The organism is Curtobacterium sp. 260 (assembly GCF_030803485.1).
Taxonomy (GTDB): Bacteria; Actinomycetota; Actinomycetes; order Actinomycetales; family Microbacteriaceae; genus Curtobacterium.
The window spans coordinates 40534-57405 of the sequence record NZ_JAURUY010000010.1 but is presented as its reverse complement, the minus strand read 5'-3'; the positions used below and the strand labels follow the sequence as shown (position 1 = coordinate 57405).

Genomic DNA, 16872 nt, shown 5'->3' with positions numbered 1-16872 from the left:
TCGCTCACACCACGGGGACGCCGTCGAGATGCAGGGCAACGGGGAGTGACGAGCGGCGGAGATCCTCGACGGATCAGTGCGGCCCGAGCAGCTCGACCCCGTAGCTGACGACGACCGCCCGCAACTCCTCCAGGTACGTCTGCGCCTGTTCCGTCAGGGGCACCGAGGAGTGCGCGATCCACCCGATCTCGATGCGCTCGTCGACGTCGAGCGGGATGGCGACGATCTCCGGGTCGAGGTCGTCGCTGATGAGCCCGGTCGAGATCGTGTACCCGCCGAGACCGATCATGAGGTTGAAGATCGTCGCCCGGTCCGACACCCGGATCTCCCGCTTGCTCGACATCGTCGACAGGATCTCCTCGGCCAGGTAGAAGGAGTTGTTCGCACCCTGGTCGAACGTCAACCGCGGCAGTTCGGCCAGGTCGTCGAGCGTCGCCCGCTCCTGCGACGCCAGCGGGTTCCGTCGGGCGACGAAGACGTGCGGCTGCGCGACGAAGAGCGGCGTGAACACGACCCCGGCGTCCCGCATGAGCTTGCCGAGGACCTGCCGGTTGAAGTCGTTGCGGTAGAGGATGCCGAGCTCGCTCCGCAGCGTCCGGACGTCCTCGATGATGTCCCACGTGCGGGTCTCGCGCAGCGAGAACTCGTACTGGTCGGCGTCGGCGCCCTCGACCATCCGCACGAAGGCCTCGACCGCGAACGAGTAGTGCTGGGCCGACACCCCGAGCAGCCGGCGCGACGCCTGGCGCCCGACGTACCGCTGCTCGAGCAACGACACCTGCTCGACGACCTGGCGGGCGTACCCGAGGAACTCGACGCCGTCGACGGTGAGCACGACCCCACGGGCGGACCGAGTGAAGAGCGGCCGGCCGATGCGCGCCTCCAGGTCCTTCATCGCAGCCGACATGGTCGGCTGCGAGACGTAGAGCAGGTCTGCGGCCGCGCTGATCGATCCTTCGGAGGCGACCTCGATGAAGTACCGCAGCTGCTGCAGGGTGATGTCGTTCGCAACGCGAGCCATAGGAACAGACTATGCGACCGCATAGCGTCTCGGTATTACCTGATGACCCGCGCCTCCCGTCATGATCGGAGGACCCTTCCCACAGTGCCCGCGGGCGCTCGACGACCGGACTGCGGACCATGGCGAACGACATCACCTTCAGCATCAGCAGGACACGCTTCGACGAGGACTACTCCCCCGCCGAGAGCTCGCGTCTGACGACGAACTTCGCGAACCTGGCTCGCGGTGCGCACCGGCAGCAGAACCTCCGCAACGCGCTCGCGCTCATCGACGGGCGCTGCAACGACCTCGCCGGCGACGCGGACGGCGACCGCTACCGGGTCGAGCTCGACATCGTGTCGGTCACGATGCAGTTCGAGGACCGCGGACAGGTCGAGCACTTCCCGCTGATCGAGGTGCTCGATGTCACGATCGTCGACCAGCACTCCGGCGAGCGCCACCAGGGCATCGTCGGCAACAACCTCTCATCGTACCTGCGGGACCACGACTTCGCCGTCCGCCTGCCGTCGGCGCCCTCGCTCCCCGCCGACTTCGGCCAGCTGCACGGGCAGCTCTTCCAGCACTTCCTGCGGTCGGACGCGTTCCGGTCGGAGTTCGACGCGGAGCCCGTCGTCTGCATCAGCGTCTCGACGAGCCAGACCTACCGGCAGACCGGGTTCGTCCACCCGGTCCTCGGCGCGGAGTACGAGCACGAGCACTCGTCGCTCACCGACGACTACTTCGGCCGCATGGGCATGCAGGTCCGGTACTGCATGCCGCCGGGGTCCACGGCACCGCTCGCCTTCTACTCGCGCGGCGACGTCCTCACCGACTACTCGGACCTGCAGCTCATCGGCACGATCGCCACCATGGAGACGTTCCAGAAGATCTACCGGCCGGAGATCTACAACGCGAACGAGGTCGCGCCGAGCACGTTCCGCCCGACACTCGAGCACCACGACTGGACGTCGACCGGCATCGCCTACGACCGCGAGGAACGCAGCCGCCTCGGTGTCACGCAGGGCCGGTGGAGCGAGGAGCACCTCGTCACACCGCACCGCGACTTCCTCGATCGATGGCTCGCCGAGCAGACCACCCTCACCGGCGGGACCGCACCCGCCGCCCTCGCCCACTGACCGACTGGACCCCCACGCGCATGAGCACGCTCCTCCCCACCTCGATCGTCGGCAGCCTGCCGAAGCCCTCCTGGCTCGCCGAGCCCGAGCGACTCTGGTCCCCCTGGCTGCTCGAGGGTGACGCCCTCGTCGAGGGCAAGCAGGACGCGCTCCGCTCCGCTGTCCACGAGCAGGAGCGCAACGGCATCGACATCGTCAGCGACGGCGAGCAGACCCGGCAGCACTTCGTCACCACCTTCATCGAGCACCTCGACGGCATCGACCAGGAGCGCAAGGAGACCGTGCGCATCCGCGACCGCTACGACGCCGCCGTGCCCACGGTCGTCGGCGCGGTGAGCCGCCCGGAGCCGGTGTTCGTCGAGGACGCGAAGTTCCTCCGCGCGCAGACCGACCGCCCGATCAAGTGGGCGCTCCCCGGCCCGATGACCATGATCGACACCCTCTCCGACCAGCACTACAAGAGCCGCGAGAAGTTGGCGTGGGAGTTCGCGACGATCCTCAACCAAGAGGCACTCGAGCTCCAGGAGGCCGGCGTCGACGTCATCCAGTTCGACGAGCCCGCGTTCACCGTGTTCCACGACGAGGTGCAGGACTGGGGCGTCGCCGCACTCGAACGCGCCGCTGAGGGCCTCAGCGCCGAGACCGCCGTGCACATCTGCTACGGCTACGGCATCGAGGCGAACAACCGGTGGAAGGAGACCCTCGGCGCCGAGTGGCGGCAGTACGAGCGGTCCTTCCCGCTCCTGCAGCAGTCCTCGATCGACATCGTCTCCCTCGAGTGCATCCACTCCCACGTCCCGCTCGAACTCGTCGAACTCATCCGCGGCAAGAAGGTCATGCTCGGCGCGATCGACGTCGCCACCGAGCAGGTCGAGACGCCGGAAGAGGTCGCCGCAGTCCTCCGCCGCGCCCTTGACCACGTCGACGCCGACAAGCTCATCCCGAGCACGAACTGTGGCATGGCGCCGCTGGCGCGCGGAGCGGCCCTGCAGAAGCTCGGTGCGCTCTCGGCCGGCGCGGACATCGTGCGAGCCGAGCTCGCGAGCGTCGCGGTGCCGGCAGTGCGGTAGCGGCGCGGCTCCAGACCGGTCTGGAGGCACGGCTCGGTCCCTCGACGAACGTGACGATCGACTGCTTCGCCTGCTCAGGGCTCTTCCCGCAGCGCTCGGGCCCGCCGCGCGACCACTGACACAAGCAGGTCAGGCTGGGAGCGTTGACTACGCCCATGATCACCAAGAGCACGATCCACGAGGTCGAGAACGCGCCCGTCAAGGACCGCGACGGCGCATCCGTCGGCAAGGTCGCGCAGGTGTTCCCCTCCGCCGAGGACGGCAGCGCCGCGTTCGTCAGCGTCGCGACCGGACTCCTCGGGGGTCACACCGTGCTCGTCCCGGTCGAGGACGCCACGTTCGACGGCACCGACCTGCACGTCGGCTACTCGAAGAGCGCGATCAAGGATGCCCCCTCCCCGGGAGCAGGGAACAGCGTGACCGACACCCAGGCGAATGCCGTCCGCAAGCACTTCGGGCTGTCCCCGGCGGGCAAGGCGACCGGCGACATGGGCGACCCGCACGAGAACCTCGACCAGGCCGGTACCGGTCCGGCGGGCGCTGACGACACCGAGGGCGCGGGAGCGACGCCGCCGGCATGAGCCGCACCAGGACGAGCGACGACCGCGACGCCTTCGCATCGAAGGTGCGTGGCACCTTCTTCCGCGCGGTGGATCCACGCTTCCGCGCATCCGTCATCGCAGGGTCACGGTCCGCAGGTCGGTACTCACGACCTGACGAGCCCACGCTGTACCTCAGCTCGTCCGTCGCGGGCGTGGAGGCAGCGCTCGTGGCGCATCCGGACACGCGCGCCACGGAGCCGGTGATCGTCGAGGTGGACGTGGTGGCGCCCCGGATCGTCGACCTTCGCGACGCGACCGCTCGTGCTGCGGCCGGGGTCGACCTCGAGGACGCGACCGCGCCGTGGCAGCAGGTCGTGGCCGACGGAGGCGTCCCGGCCTCGTGGAGCGTCCGAGACCGCATCGTGGCGCTCGGCGCTGACGGCCTCATCGATCCGTCGCGGAAGCGCCCGGGTCTCTGGCACCTCGTGTTGTTCCGCTGGAACACCGACGACGCACCCCAGGTCCAGGTCAGCGGTGCCACCGGTGCGGCCGACGCTGCAGCGCTCTGACACCCGCTCACCCCGGCTGGGTACGGTCGAACGATGCTGTGCACGTGGGTGTCCCATCCCGAGGTGACCGTCGACGCAACCGTCCGGATCCAGGACTGGGGCCTGTCGCAGGTCGGACGCGCCCGCGCCGCACGCATCGCGACGCTGTTCCCCCAGCCCCTCCGCATCGTCAGCAGCAGCGAGCGGAAGGCCCTGGACACCGCGGAGATCATCGCCGGACAGTCGGACTCGGAGTTCGAGATCGACGAGGACCTCGGCGAGATGGACCGCAGCGCGACCGGCTACCTCGACCCGAGCGAGTTCGAACCGACCGTCGACGCGTTCTTCGCCGAACCGCAGCGGTCCGTCCGTGGTTGGGAACGCGCGATCGACGCCCAGAGCCGCGTCGAGCGCGCGGTCCGACGCATCGCGGCACAGACACCCGAGCGGAGCATCGCGTTCATCGCTCACGGCGGGGTCGGCGCACTCCTGCTGGCGAGCCTCCGACGCGAGCCCATCAGCCGCGCACTCGACCAGACCGCGATGGGCAGCTCCTTCGCCTTCGACCCGCAGGACTGGACGGCGCTGTCGTCGTGGGAGCACATCCGCTGAAGCAGGCCGACGGGGCAGGTCCGGCGGCGGCAGATCAGGTCGAGAGCAGTACGCTGCCGTCAGGGGAACGCGAGGGGGGAACCGTGACCACAGATCATCGGGAACGAGCGACGGCCGGGCAGCTCGAGTGGCCCGCGGTGTCCTGGCCGGGGCTGCCGTAGATGGACCACAAGGACACGCGCTCAGGCCTCCCGTACGACTCATGGCCGGAGTCGGAGGTCGACGACCAGCGCACCATCGCCCAGGTCAACAGCAGCCGGAAGGCCTTCCGCACCACGGCCAGGGCCGGCTTCATCATCGCGCCGGCGATGTTCCTCCTCCCGCTCGTCTACCCGCTGCTCGGCCTCGGGTGGCACTTCCTGCCGATCATCTGCATGACGGCGGCGTGGGCGGTGCTCGTCTCCGCGTGCTCGTTCGCCGCGATGACCACCACGGAGCCAGCAGGTCACCCCTGGGTGCACCAGGTGTGGGCGGTACCCGCGGCCGTCCTCGCGATGTTCCCCGGCGGCATCGCCGCCTTCGCGCTGTACGGGTCGGTCGTCGCAACGGTCCACCAGGCAACGAAGTGACGGGCGGGCGCCGCTGCACCCGCAGGACCCGCGCCTCCCGGCCCGGACCGGAGGCGCGCGAGCGCCGCTGACCCGAACGGTGTGCTGCACCAACCGTTGCTCGGTCGACGTGGACGCTGCTGGCGTTCGTCGGTCTGGTCCGACGACGGGGAAGGTGGCGACGATGCCGCTCAGTGCCCCTCGTGGACTGTTCCCCACGAAAGCCGCCCCCGAGCTCGTCGGACCGCGGCCCGTCCTTCCCGGAGTCATGGCAACGCAGCACTGAGCTGACCGACACGGCAGAGCGATCGGGGTGTTCCTGACCGCGAGCTCGATCGGGACAGCACTCTTCCCGCTCACCCTCGGACTGCCGCGACCATGAGGACATGGAACCGTCCGGCGCCCGTGGCTCGGGAGGGTCCTGTCCGATCAGCAAGTGCTTGCCAAAGTGGCAAGCGTGTGCCAGGTTGGAACCGAGAGGGGAACACCATGGACAACCAGCACAGCATCAGCCCGGCAGAGGCGCGGACGCTCCTCGACACCGCCGATCGCCTCAGTCGACGAGCGCACGAGTCCACCCGGTGGCCGTACGTGACGTTCATCCTCGCGCTCGGCTTGGTGACCTCGTTCGGGACCCTCGGGATGGGCCTGACGACCGGCTCGGCCTTCGGCCTCACCTACGTCGGCACACTCGCCGCCTTCTTCGCGTTGATCGTGTTCTTCGCGGTGTCCATCCGCGGGCGAGCGGCCTTCGCGCGGAGCCGTCGATGGACGATCTACATCGCGAGCTGGTTCGTCACCTACGGGGCTGCGATCGCCGTCGTCGCCTGGGCGCACGGATCCGTCCTGTGGTCCGGGATCACGTCCGGAGCGATCCTGGCGGTCACGATGGCCTGCGCGTCGTACGAGGCACGACGATGACGACGACGAACCAGGCACCGGTCCATCCCCGTCACCGGCTCGACGGGCACTTGCTGAACCCGGTCCGCTTCTCGATCATGGCCGCACTCGACCGTGCCACCACGCTGGGGTTCCGCGAGGTCCGCGACGCCGTCGAGGTCACCGACTCGGCGCTGAGCAAGCAGGTCGCGCTCCTCGAGACGGCGGGGTACGTCGCCGTCGGGAAGGCCTTCACGGGGAAGACCCCCCGGACGTCGCTCACCGTCACACGCGAGGGCCGGACGGCGTGGCGTACGCACCTCGCAGCGCTCCAGGAGATCGCCGACCCGTCCTGATCCCTGCGGTCGTCGCTCACGCGGCACGGGACGAACCTCCTGGAGCGGCCGTCCGCTCCGCTACTGTCGGTGCGGACGGCGGGGAGGCCAGAGTGCACCGAGAAGCGGTCGACACGTTGGGGAACGACGGGGTGTACTTCGACCCACTGTGGCGGATCGAGGTGCGCCTCACGACGACCGAACAGCGTCTCCTCCACACCTGGCCGGTGCGGCGTCTCGCCTTCATCGCCCACGCAGGAGCCGCGTCGATCACGACGGTACAGACGTACTCCCGCCTCGAGCACTCGCTCGGCGTACTCGCACTCGTGGCCCACTTCGCGCCCGAGCACCAGCCCGCACGCACCGCTGCGTTGCTGCACGACGTCGGCCACCTCCCGTTCAGCCACACGCTCGAGGGCCTCGCAGGTCTCGACCACCACGACCTCACCCGACAGCGGATCACCGCGTTGTTCGCCACCGATGCAGCACTCGGCGGCGATGCCGGGACGATCATCGCACTCGACGACGGCAGCATCCCCTCGCCGCTCACGGCGTCGCACGGCGGCCTGAAGCTGGACCACCTCGACTCGTTCCTCCGCAGCGGACAGGCCCACGGGCGCACACGATCAGCACCGCACGAACTCCTGCGACGGCTACATCTGCGCGACGGTGCCGTCGATGCCGATCCGGTCGATGCGGTCGAACTGGCGGACCTCGCGATCAGCGAAGCACTCGCCCAGAGGAGCGCGGCGAACCTCGTGCCCGTCGCCGTCATGCGGGGCCTGGTGAGCCGCCTCTTCGACACGGGAGCCCTCGAACCGACCGAGTTGGCCAGCATGACCGACGACGAACTGTGGTCAGTGCTCCTCTCCACCGCTGTGACCCGTGCCGACGCAGCGTCGTTGCGACGGCATCCTCAGCGGTGGCAGCTTCGCCATCACAGCGACGACAGTTGCGGCGAACCCTTCTCGCACGTGGTCCGACGCAGCTACCTCGACCTCCCCAGGAGTGGCGGTCGCATCACCTCCGACCCGCGCGTCGCCGCCTTGCAGGAGGACCTCCCGATGTGGGTGAGCGCGAAGCGGAGCGACGATCGGACCCACGTCGCCTGAGCCGAACCGCGCCCGGTGGTGGATCGGCCGCGGACGGACCGGCTGTGCGCCTCGTGCAGTACGGGTAGGAGCCGACACGAGCCACGGGCCCCCACCGGTAGGGCGTCCCGCAGATCCGCGCCGCCACGACTCCCCGATCGTCGTCGCGGTCCCCGTCAGGACAGTCACCGGACGGGCTGCGGAGGAGGCTTCCGGTCAGTCCGACGATGAACGGACGAAGAGGTAGTCGGGACGTGGCACATCGAGTGATCCGCTGTAGAAACCGAGTGCTCCGTTGGTCGGGTAGCCCTGGCGCACGAAGTGGTCATCGAAGTAGAACCGGATGCCGGGCGAGTCACCGTCGGCCACCGTCCATCGTCCGGAGAAGCTCGCCGAGTCCTCGCCGTTCGCACAACCCGGAGGGCTCGTCGCAGCGTTGCCGGTTCGGCACGCGAGGTCGGTCGGGATGTTGCGTGCTGTGTACGTCCGGTCCGCCGACACGGTGAACTCCGTCGCTCCGTCGCCGTCTGCACCCTCGAGCACCCAGGTGCCGGTGTAGTCCTCCGGCTCGGGCTGTGCCATGACGGTGCAACCGGTCAACAACAGCGTCAGCACCGCGATCGACGTCGCGATGCCCGCCGAGTGTCTCGTCACCACTTCACCTTCTCCTTCCACGTGAACCGCTCCGTCACCCGTGAGAACGGCCCGTGGTCTCCAGCGGCTCGGTTCAACGCGTCGTAGTCGAGCCCGGGGATCCGCAGGGCCGAGCCGAGCGTGGTCTCGTTCGTTGCCGTGTACTCGACCACGGCGGTCCCGTCGTCGCCCTTCGACACGACCCTCGCATCCACGTCGTACGTCCCGAGGGCAAGGAGAGTCCGGTCCCGTTCGGACGCCACCGGCCAGGTGACGACTGTGCGGATGTCTCGTAGGAGGTTCTGGTTCGTCAACGACGCGGGTCCCGCCTGGTAGCCGTACCCGGTCGCGACGCCTGTCTCCTTCAAGTCGTCGAGGATGTCCCTGCGCTGGTCACCCGGCAGCTCGTTCTTCACGACCTGCGTCATCTTGCTGTCCGATCCGTAGAGCAATGTCCGGGGTGACGTGCCAGTCGCCCACCCGAACAGCATCTCGCCCTGCCCACTCGTCAGGACGGTCCCGGCGTAGAAGTCCGCCGCCATGCCGACGGGGATGCCGACCATCGGGAGCGGACTGAGCGCGCCGAGGACGACGCCGGGACCTGGCCTGCGTGGGTCGAGGAGTGACATGCCGAGCAGCCATGACAATGCGTGTGAGGCGTGCAGGTCCCCGTCCATGGAGAAGGCACCGTTGTTCGACAAGTGGTACGAGATCCCGAGCAAGCCCTGCCGGCCAGCTGCGTACGCCGCGAGTTCAGCGTCCGTGATCGGTCGGAGTCCGGTCGGGTCGGTCTGGTTGACCGGATCGTTACCAGCGAAGGCGTACGGGTTGTCGGCCCAGGCCGCACCTGCCACCGGGGGCAGGGGATCTGGGGACAGGAACGACCGTGCCGACGGGTCGTACGCTCGCGCTCCGCTCAGTTCGAGCCCAGCGACCATGACGGTGCCGGTCTGGCTGACCTCGATGCCGTCGGGGAGGCTCGGTGACGTCGCGACGTCGGCCGAGGACCACGGGTCGTGCATCTGCGCAGAGCGCGCCTGGCGCCAGCCTGAAGTCGACCAGATCCCGTCGACACCGAGCATCCCCGGTACGGAGACGATCGGAACCTCACCGATCGACAGCAGGGTGGGCACGGGGGCCGTCGGGTCCCAGCAGAGCGTCGTTCCGTCGACCTCGGCGAGTTCACCGAGAGCGTTCACCCACAGGTCGAAGCGCTTCACGCCTGCCCCGTCTTCACGCACGACGGCGCGGAGCTGACCGAGCTCGTCCCACTCGTACGTCGTGGTGCCGTCGTCGGTTGCGGCGAGGACACGCCTGCCCGAGCCGTCGTACTCGAACCGGACGACCGCGGTCCCATCGCCGCGGCGTTCGGCCCGCAGGAGCGCTCCGGCAGGATCGTGCAGGTACGAGGTGTTCCCGGACGCGCTTCGCTCCTCGAGCATCCGGCCGGACCGGTCGTAGGTCCAGGTCGACGCAGTCGTCCCGGTCGCGGCCACCAACTGCGACGCCTCGTCGTACTCGTACGTCACGGTCTTGCCGTCCGGATCGCGCACAGCCGTGACACGCCCTCGGCTGTCGCGCTCGAGCGTGGTCGCCCGCCCGCCTGACGTGTGCCCGACGACGAAGCCATCGCGGTACTGCCACGACTGACCCACGGACCCGGCGACGACCTCGGTCAGTCGGCCGTCACCGTCGTGTCGGAACGAGGCGTCGGGGAAGCCGGGTCGCCTGATGCCGGTCAGGATGCCCGCACGACCGCGGTCGTACTCGGTCCTGACTCCGTCTGGCGTGGTCATCGCGCGCTGATTGCCAGCGGCGTCGTACTCCCATCGGGTCGTCGTGCTCCGCCCGGCACGACTCGTCGTGCGCCGGACCAACTCCTGCCGGGCGCCGTACTCCAGCCGGTGCACGGTCTGCTCACCGTCGGGGTGGGTCATGTCGGTGATCGTGACCGATCGGCCGGACTCGTTCCGCGCGACTGCCGCAACGAGTCGGCCGTCCTGACGAACCTCGGCCAGCCGCCCAGCTGGGTCGTGCCCCCAGGTGGTCGTGTGGCCATCGGGATCCCTGCGGGCTGTCGGCCGGCCGGCCGCATCCCGCGTCCACGCCACGGCGCGGCTCATCGAGTCGGTCGTGGATGAGACGTCACCGCACCCGGTCCAGGTGGTCAGCGTGCGCCCGCCAGAGGGGCTGATCTCCTGTGTCACCCGTCCGAGGACGTCTCGGTGGAAGGTCGTGGAGTGCCCGAGCGCGTCGTCGACCGCGACCGCCTGCCCGGCAAGGTCCCGGGTGATCGTCCGTCGACCGTTGGTCGGGTCGTCGACAGTGACCAGGCGTCCGGCAGGGTCGTGACCGTACCGCGTCGTCCCGACGCCGGGCACTCGTTCCGCAACCAGCCGTGAACAGGCGTCGTACTCGAACGTCGTGACGGCGCCCGAGGGCTCGATGCGTTCCACGATCCGCGAGTCCGCATCGTACCGGAGCATCGTCCGGCCACCATCTGAATCGGTCCACGCCGAGAGCCGGCCGCAGACGTCGTACTCGATGGTCGCACGGTCACCGAGCGGTGAGGCCCCGGCGACGACGCGGCCCGCGAGGTCGAGGTCGAGGTCCAAGAACGGTACTGACGCACGACGGTCTGCCTGCTCGACGACGGAGCGGACACCGGTGGGATCGATCCGGGCCGTGGGGCGCCCGATGGCGTCGTACTCCCGGAGCCATCGCCCACCTTCCGGATCCGTGACCTCCTGCAGTCGCGAGAGCCCATCGTGGAGCATCGTCCAGCGGGTACCGTCTGGCTGGAGGAGTTCGTGCACGTTCCCCAGACGGTCGTACTGGATGTCGCTCGCCCGTCCGAGCGGATCCGTGGCGCGCGTGAGGCTTCCACTCGCTCCGTACTCGTAGGTCGTCTGCCCACCAACCGGATCGACGACCGAGGTGACACGACCACCAGCGTCGCGTTCGAGCTTCCACACGGACCCATCCGGGGCCTCACATGACGTCACGCGGCCCGCAGGATCACGCTCGAAGCGCGTTCGGTGTCCCATGGGTGTGGTGGTCGTGACGACGTGACCAGCGTCGTCCCGCGTGTACCGAGTCGTCGCGCCCAGCGCGTCCCTGACGGCAACGAGATCACCCGAACGGTCGTAGTCGTACGTCAGCACGACACCTGCCGGGTCCTCGACGCGGACGAGCAGGTCGTCCACCCATGCCAACGTGAAGCGGGCACCCCGTTCGTCGACGACGTGCGAGGGCGACGTCGCAGAAGAGTCGGCGTACTCGTACGAAACCCTTCGCCCATGGCGCTCGACGCGGTGCACGCGGTCGTGATCGTCGTGGGCCACGAGCGTGTCGGTCCCGTCCTCGGCCAGGGTCCGAGTGAGGCGTCCACGGTCGTCGTACGTGTGGACCGTGACTGACCCGTCACGCGCGGTCGAGGCAACCAGGTTCCCGTGCTCGTCGTGGCTCAACGATTGTCGTCGACCATCTGAGTCGGTGATCGAGACCACACGACCGTGACGATCGGACGTCCATGTGTTCGAGCGCGTGCCGTCCTCGTCGGCGACGGACGTGACTCGTCCGGGGAGGTACGCGAACCGGATCGTGCGCCCCTGCGGCGTCGTCTGCAGGACCACCCGACCGTGCTCGTCGTAGGTGTTCGCACACTCGACGACGCCGTCCGCAGCGGTCACCCGCTCGATCCGACCGTCGACGTCCCACGAGTACGTCCGTGTTCCGCCGGGACCCGTCACCGTTCTGAGTGCACCGTCGTCGGCGTACTCGTACGTGACCGTCCGGCCGTCGGACGAGCGCGCCGAACGGACCAGCCCGTCGAGGTGCAGGAGGTCGATGAACCGTCCGCGTCGGTGCTGGAGCCGCACGAGCCTCTCGTCGCCGTCCCGCACGGCTCTGGTGGTCGCCGCGGTCCCGGTACCGGTCGCGATCCACAGCCCGCTGGTCGTGAACGACCACCAGGAGCCGGCATTGTCGCGGACGACGAGGAGTACCTCACGGTCGGCCGTCGAACCCGCCGAAGGGTCGGGTTCTGGTGCCAGCCACAGGTTCTCTCCGACGGCACGGACCGCTGTGTCGCCCCGGGTCGGGAACGTGCTCCGTCGTCCGTCGTGGTGGACCAACTCGACGTGGTCGGCGAGGACTTCGAGGCGCTGGTCGAGGACCGAGGACCAGCCGCGACCGAAGGACCCACCGACGACGTCGAACGAGTTGTACATCCGCGTGAGCTCGAAGCCCTCAGCGCCTCCGGCGAAGGAGAGGTCACGCTCCAGCTCGACGAAGTTGCCGGTCGCCGTGTTCACGGGGTCGGCTGCGAAGCCACTGGTGGGGACCGCGCCGAGCAACGAGGGCTTGCCGAAGGCGAGGTCGGTCCGCGTCCTGCCCACCCCTGCCGCCAGGAGCGCGGCCAGGAGCGAACTGTCGTTCAGCGAGACGACATCGCCGCTCGCCCCGGCTGCCTCGAAGGCGGCTGCGACCGTGTTCGCCCAGTCCACGTCGCCTTCGTTCGCGGCCGACCAGGCCCGGAAGCCCGCGAGGAGCGGCGACAGGTCGACGCGGCCGAAGTCGCACCTCTGGGTGAAGCCCGCCAGGGCAGCCGCTATCCGCCCCGGCAGCGCCTGCACGCTGCCGTTGAGGGAGCTGGTTCCGGAGGCGAACGATCGGAGATGGTCCGGTCGCGCAGACGAGACACTGCCCCCGGTACCCGGACCGGCGCCCGGCGGCGGCGTGCTCCTCGTGCGCGCCTTGTAGCTCGTACTCGGGAAGGCCGGAACGTCGACCCTGCCACTGCTCGGCGGGGGTTCCTCACCGAAGATCTGGTCCCATGTGCTGTCGACGATGTCGGCCCGGCGAGCCATCACGCGATCCCGCCAGGCACGGGCCTCGCGACGACGGGTGTTCTCGGCGCGCGCGGCATCGCTCAGCGCACGGATGCCGCTCGCGACCTCGCCGAGCTTCGTGGTGAGCTCGCGCGCATCCTCCTGGGCGATCTCCGCGTTCGACCGGAACGTCTCTGCGAAACCGCCTGCGAAGTCGGTGCCGGCCAGCACGACGAGCGCCGCGCGCGACGGAGACTGAAGCTCCACCGTTGTCTTCGCCAGGTCGCACTGCCGTGCGAGGTCGTCGGCCGCGGCGAAGTCGTACGTCAGGTCCGGCAGCGCGTACGCGGTCAGGTCTGTCGGTCCAGTCACCGTTGTGTCCCCCCATGGAATCCGGTGTTGTCTCAGTCGAACCTAACGCAGGCTTGTCGCCCGTGCCGCTGATCCTCGAGGGAACCGGCCCGATGGATCGGACCACCTGACTACGGTGCTCGTACCGTGGCGAGGACCGGCTTCATCGTCGGGACGGTGATGGTCCCCCTCCCGCTCGCCAACGCCCTGCTCGACCGCGGGTGGGACTCCCTGCCGATCATCGCTATGACGGCCGCGTGGGCCGTGCTGGTGTCCGCGTCCTCGTTCGCGGCGGCGGCCACGAAGCCGGGTGGCCATCCCTGAGTGCACCAGCTGTGGCCCGTCCCCGTCGCGGTCATCGCGATGGTCCCCGGCGTCGCGATCACACTCCTGCTGGACGGGTGGCTCGCGTCGACGGCCCAGCACGCGACCAGGCGACGGGCGGATGCGGTCGCGCCTGCGGGATGCGCGCCTCCAGGTCCGGACGGGAGGCGCGGTGGCGGTCAGTCCCGCCGCTCGCGTCGCCGCGCGTAACCCTGGTACCGGGCGTTGATCAGTCCCAGGGACCGTCCGCGGTTCCGAGGTGCTCTGCACCGAGCGGTGTGATCGGCAGTGCCGCGAGGCTCGCGATCCCCACCTGCAGGAGCGCCGCTCGTGAGGTCCCGACGCGTCCGATCGCCCCCATCCCCTCGATGACCGCGCAGAAGTAGGTGCCGAGCGCCTCGGCGTCGGCGTCGGCCTCGACCTCGCCGGCCGCCTGCGCGTCCACGATGCAGGCCGTGTAGCCAGCGCGGATGGTGTCGAAGGCCTCGGTCACGGTGGCGGCCACCTCGGGGTCCCGAGCCGACAGCTCCACCGCCGCGCGGAGCAGCAGGGACGGCGGAGCCTGCGCAGCCCCGTGCTCGACCGCAGCGGAGACCAGCTGCGTCCGGATCCGCGCGATCGGGTGCTCGGCGCTCCGCAGGACGGACTGCACGACCTCGACGGCGTCGGCGGTGTCGCTGAGGAACGCGCGCATGAAGAGTTCCTTCTTGCCGCCGAACGTGTTGTACAGGCTCTGCCGACCGAGCCCCGTCGCCGCGAGCAGGTCGTCGAGCGACGTGCCGTCGAACCCGGACTCCGCGAACGTGCGCCGGGCGCGCTCGACCACGTCGGCCTCGTCGAACTTGCGCGGTCGGGGCATGCGGACTCCTCGGAAGTCGTTGTTGACTGATCAGTCAAGCACGGCGTACCGTTCTGGACCAAGCAGTCAACAACACGTTCAGGAGGTCATCATGACAGGAACACTGCAGGACAAGACCGCACTCGTCACGGGCGGGACGTCGGGCATCGGACTCGCGGTCGTGCGCCGCTTCGTCGCCGAAGGAGCTCACGTCTTCATCACTGGCCGGCGGCAGGAGGCGCTCGACGCACTGCGCGAGGAGTTCGGCGACGCGGTCACGCCGATCCGGGCGGACGCTGCCCAGCCGACTGACATCGCGACGGTCTTCGCCGCGGTCGCCGAGCGTGGTCGCGGTCTGGACGCCGTGCACGCGAACGCCGGCGGCGGGGAGTTCAAGGCACTGGACGCCGTCACCGCCGAGGACTTCGAGGCGACGTTCGGCACCAACGTCCGCGGGACCACCTTCACCGTCCAGGGCGCGCTGCCGTTCCTGCGCGAGGGCTCGGCCGTCGTGGTCACCGGTTCGACGGCGGCGTCCGGCACCGAGCCGTCGTTCGGCCTGTACGGGGCGTCGAAGGCAGCGATCGCGACCCTCACCCGCACGTGGGCGGCCGAGCTCGCACCGCGCGGCGTCCGGATCAACACCGTCGTCCCCGGGCCGACGGAGACGCCGGGTCTCGCGGGCCTCGCCACGGGCAGCCCGGACGCGATGCTCCAGCAGATGGCGAGCGGGATGCCGTTCGGTCGACTCCTCCGTCCCGAGGAGGTCGCCGCCACGGTGCTCTTCCTCGTGTCCGACCAGAGCTCGGGGATGACGGGGAGCGAGCTCCTCGTCGACGGCGGCAGCAGCATCGCCTGATCCACGGGTCGGCTGGGTTCCGGGCCGCCGGTCAGGACCGAGACGGATGCGCCGTCTCCTCGGTCAGTTCGATGTAGTCGACGGCGAGCCGTTCGACCGCTCGACGGAACGAAGGACCGGGCCCGGCGCCTCGTGCGTCGAGTTCATCGAGCTCGTCGTCGACGAGTGCGAGCTGCTGTGCACCCTGGGGCCCCTCGTGGCCGATCTCCCGGTGCACCCAGGACGCGAAGGTGCGGAGCGTCCAGTGCCCGAGGAGGAACCGGTGACTCGCGACACGCAGCGCGAGGAGCGGCACGTCGTCACCCGTGAGGTCCACGGGGCGCACCCCGGCCTCGACGAGTGCCGCCTGACCGAGCTCGACCGCGTCGGAGGTGGCGGCGCCGGAGTACAGGGAAGCGAGTGCGACGAGCGCGTCACCGTCGTGTCCTGACGCCACGAGCTCAGCCGCGAGGGCGCTCACCTCGTCGGTCGAGACCATCCCGAAGGCGAGAGCCGCATTCGCTTCCCGCAAGCTCGAGATCGTCGGACGGAACAACCCGCCGGTGCTTGACGTCGCGGGCCCTCCCCGATCGACCGGTCGGTCGTCGCTCGGAGGAGTGCGCAGCACTGCTGACCGAGGCTCCACCAGACCGCGAGGGACCTGAGCGAAACAGACCGTCGCCCCCGTGGATGGCTGGCCGTGACCGTGCTCGTGGGCGCACTCGCTGCACATCGTCAGCGATTCGTCCGGGTCCATCGAGTGTTCAGCCCACGGGTGCTCGCACTCCGGACAGGCCGTGGTCCGCAGCCGCTTGACGGCGTACCGGTGGTCGAGGACCACCGGTGCGGCCGTGCTCCAGGGCCGCCAGCGCCCCCAGCGACGCACCGCGATCGGTGTCGTCCCGACCTTGAGCAGCGCCTGGCTCTGCACCGACGTCGTCACGACGATCCGGGCGGGGGCGACCCCGACGAGCGTCACGGTCGTCGGGGTCACCTCGACCCGGTCGAGCACGAGCTCACCGGTCCCACCGACGGAGTCAGCGGAGACGTCGACCGCGTTGGGGACCGTCAGCGTCACCGGCAGACGAGCCGTCCCCACGCTCGTGCCGTGTTCGACGGCCCAGCCGCGCAGCACCACCCGCCCGTCGGTCACCTGCGCGTCGCCGACGTCGAAGGTCCCATCATCGAGCATCGCGAGGTCACGCAGGGGCACGGCGCGATCCTCCCATCGTGACGCCGGTCGCGACAGAGCGGTGCCGGTCGCGCGTCACGCGGGCGGCTACGGTGTGCGCGAG

16 protein-coding genes are annotated in these 16872 nt (G+C 69.6%); 11 read left to right on the top strand and 5 right to left on the bottom strand.

Features of this window, described 5'->3' with window-relative positions; translation table 11 throughout:
* Positions 1 to 73 precede the first annotated feature (73 nt).
* The gene (locus J2X59_RS11990) at positions 74 to 1021 is read right to left on the bottom strand and encodes a LysR family transcriptional regulator (protein WP_066656220.1); all 948 of its coding nucleotides are present in this window, start codon (positions 1019 to 1021) and stop codon (positions 74 to 76) included.
* Between the two features lie 119 nt (positions 1022 to 1140).
* On the opposite strand from J2X59_RS11990, the gene J2X59_RS11985 reads away from it, so the two are divergent.
* The 9 genes from J2X59_RS11985 (at position 1141) to J2X59_RS11945 (ending at position 7782) form a co-directional block, all read left to right on the top strand.
* Positions 1141 to 2136, top strand: a complete 996-nt coding sequence (locus J2X59_RS11985; RefSeq protein ID WP_326496819.1) for a putative oxygenase MesX — start codon at positions 1141 to 1143, stop codon at positions 2134 to 2136.
* 20 nt (positions 2137 to 2156) lie between these two features.
* A complete protein-coding gene (locus tag J2X59_RS11980; RefSeq protein WP_326496818.1) occupies positions 2157 to 3206 on the top strand; it encodes a methionine synthase in 1050 nt (349 codons plus the stop codon).
* 155 nt (positions 3207 to 3361) lie between these two features.
* Positions 3362 to 3787: a PRC-barrel domain-containing protein gene (locus tag J2X59_RS11975; RefSeq protein WP_326496817.1), complete on the top strand. Its 426-nt coding sequence runs from the start codon at positions 3362 to 3364 to the stop codon at positions 3785 to 3787.
* Positions 3784 to 4317 carry an RES family NAD+ phosphorylase gene (locus J2X59_RS11970; protein WP_326496816.1) on the top strand — a complete coding sequence of 178 codons (534 nt, stop codon included), beginning with the start codon at positions 3784 to 3786 and terminating at the stop codon, positions 4315 to 4317. Before J2X59_RS11975 ends, J2X59_RS11970 begins: the two co-directional genes overlap by 4 nt.
* Positions 4318 to 4380: 63 nt before the next feature.
* The gene (locus J2X59_RS11965; RefSeq protein ID WP_326496815.1) at positions 4381 to 4908 is read left to right on the top strand and encodes a histidine phosphatase family protein; all 528 of its coding nucleotides are present in this window, start codon (positions 4381 to 4383) and stop codon (positions 4906 to 4908) included.
* Positions 4909 to 5069: 161 nt separating this feature from the next.
* Positions 5070 to 5477, top strand: a complete 408-nt coding sequence (locus tag J2X59_RS11960) for a hypothetical protein (protein WP_326496814.1) — start codon at positions 5070 to 5072, stop codon at positions 5475 to 5477.
* A 468-nt stretch (positions 5478 to 5945) separates the two neighbouring features.
* A complete protein-coding gene (locus J2X59_RS11955) occupies positions 5946 to 6377 on the top strand; it encodes a chemotaxis protein CheY (RefSeq protein ID WP_326496813.1) in 432 nt (143 codons plus the stop codon).
* The gene (locus J2X59_RS11950) at positions 6374 to 6691 is read left to right on the top strand and encodes a winged helix-turn-helix domain-containing protein (protein WP_326496812.1); all 318 of its coding nucleotides are present in this window, start codon (positions 6374 to 6376) and stop codon (positions 6689 to 6691) included. The genes J2X59_RS11955 and J2X59_RS11950 overlap by 4 nt, the downstream gene beginning before the upstream one ends.
* A 131-nt stretch (positions 6692 to 6822) precedes the next feature.
* Positions 6823 to 7782 carry an HD domain-containing protein gene (locus J2X59_RS11945; protein ID WP_326496811.1) on the top strand — a complete coding sequence of 320 codons (960 nt, stop codon included), beginning with the start codon at positions 6823 to 6825 and terminating at the stop codon, positions 7780 to 7782.
* A 195-nt stretch (positions 7783 to 7977) separates the two neighbouring features.
* On the opposite strand, the gene J2X59_RS11940 is transcribed toward J2X59_RS11945, so the two are convergent.
* Together J2X59_RS11940 and J2X59_RS11935 are read right to left on the bottom strand one after the other, a co-directional pair.
* The gene (locus tag J2X59_RS11940; RefSeq protein WP_326496810.1) at positions 7978 to 8415 is read right to left on the bottom strand and encodes a hypothetical protein; all 438 of its coding nucleotides are present in this window, start codon (positions 8413 to 8415) and stop codon (positions 7978 to 7980) included.
* Positions 8412 to 13598: a DUF6531 domain-containing protein gene (locus J2X59_RS11935; RefSeq protein ID WP_326496809.1), complete on the bottom strand. Its 5187-nt coding sequence runs from the start codon at positions 13596 to 13598 to the stop codon at positions 8412 to 8414. The genes J2X59_RS11940 and J2X59_RS11935 overlap by 4 nt, the downstream gene beginning before the upstream one ends.
* Before the next feature lie 126 nt (positions 13599 to 13724).
* On the opposite strand from J2X59_RS11935, the gene J2X59_RS11930 reads away from it, so the two are divergent.
* Positions 13725 to 13901, top strand: a complete 177-nt coding sequence (locus tag J2X59_RS11930) for a hypothetical protein (protein ID WP_209685901.1) — start codon at positions 13725 to 13727, stop codon at positions 13899 to 13901.
* Positions 13902 to 14130: 229 nt separating this feature from the next.
* On the opposite strand, the gene J2X59_RS11925 is transcribed toward J2X59_RS11930, so the two are convergent.
* The gene (locus tag J2X59_RS11925) at positions 14131 to 14760 is read right to left on the bottom strand and encodes a TetR/AcrR family transcriptional regulator (protein WP_326496808.1); all 630 of its coding nucleotides are present in this window, start codon (positions 14758 to 14760) and stop codon (positions 14131 to 14133) included.
* Positions 14761 to 14851: 91 nt separating this feature from the next.
* Here J2X59_RS11925 and J2X59_RS11920 point away from each other — a divergent pair, with 91 nt between their 5' ends.
* Positions 14852 to 15598, top strand: coding sequence for an SDR family NAD(P)-dependent oxidoreductase (locus tag J2X59_RS11920; protein ID WP_326496807.1), 747 nt, complete (start codon positions 14852 to 14854; stop codon positions 15596 to 15598).
* Between the two features lie 31 nt (positions 15599 to 15629).
* Here the strand turns inward: J2X59_RS11920 and J2X59_RS11915 are convergent, their stop codons facing one another.
* Complete coding sequence (locus tag J2X59_RS11915; protein ID WP_326496806.1) at positions 15630 to 16790, bottom strand: hypothetical protein; 1161 nt, start codon at positions 16788 to 16790, stop codon at positions 15630 to 15632.
* Between the last annotated feature and the right edge of the window lie 82 nt (positions 16791 to 16872).

Excerpts from the sequence above, each read along its gene's own strand:
- J2X59_RS11990 (WP_066656220.1), bottom strand. The coding sequence starts at position 1,021 with ATGGCTCGCGTTGCGAACGACATCACCCTGCAGCAGCTGCGGTACTTC.
- J2X59_RS11985 (WP_326496819.1), top strand. The coding sequence starts at position 1,141 with ATGGCGAACGACATCACCTTCAGCATCAGCAGGACACGCTTCGACGAG.
- J2X59_RS11980 (WP_326496818.1), top strand. The coding sequence starts at position 2,157 with ATGAGCACGCTCCTCCCCACCTCGATCGTCGGCAGCCTGCCGAAGCCC.
- J2X59_RS11975 (WP_326496817.1), top strand. The coding sequence starts at position 3,362 with ATGATCACCAAGAGCACGATCCACGAGGTCGAGAACGCGCCCGTCAAG.
- J2X59_RS11970 (WP_326496816.1), top strand. The coding sequence starts at position 3,784 with ATGAGCCGCACCAGGACGAGCGACGACCGCGACGCCTTCGCATCGAAG.
- J2X59_RS11960 (WP_326496814.1), top strand. The coding sequence starts at position 5,070 with ATGGACCACAAGGACACGCGCTCAGGCCTCCCGTACGACTCATGGCCG.
- J2X59_RS11955 (WP_326496813.1), top strand. The coding sequence starts at position 5,946 with ATGGACAACCAGCACAGCATCAGCCCGGCAGAGGCGCGGACGCTCCTC.
- J2X59_RS11950 (WP_326496812.1), top strand. The coding sequence starts at position 6,374 with ATGACGACGACGAACCAGGCACCGGTCCATCCCCGTCACCGGCTCGAC.
- J2X59_RS11925 (WP_326496808.1), bottom strand. The coding sequence starts at position 14,760 with ATGCCCCGACCGCGCAAGTTCGACGAGGCCGACGTGGTCGAGCGCGCC.
- J2X59_RS11920 (WP_326496807.1), top strand. The coding sequence starts at position 14,852 with ATGACAGGAACACTGCAGGACAAGACCGCACTCGTCACGGGCGGGACG.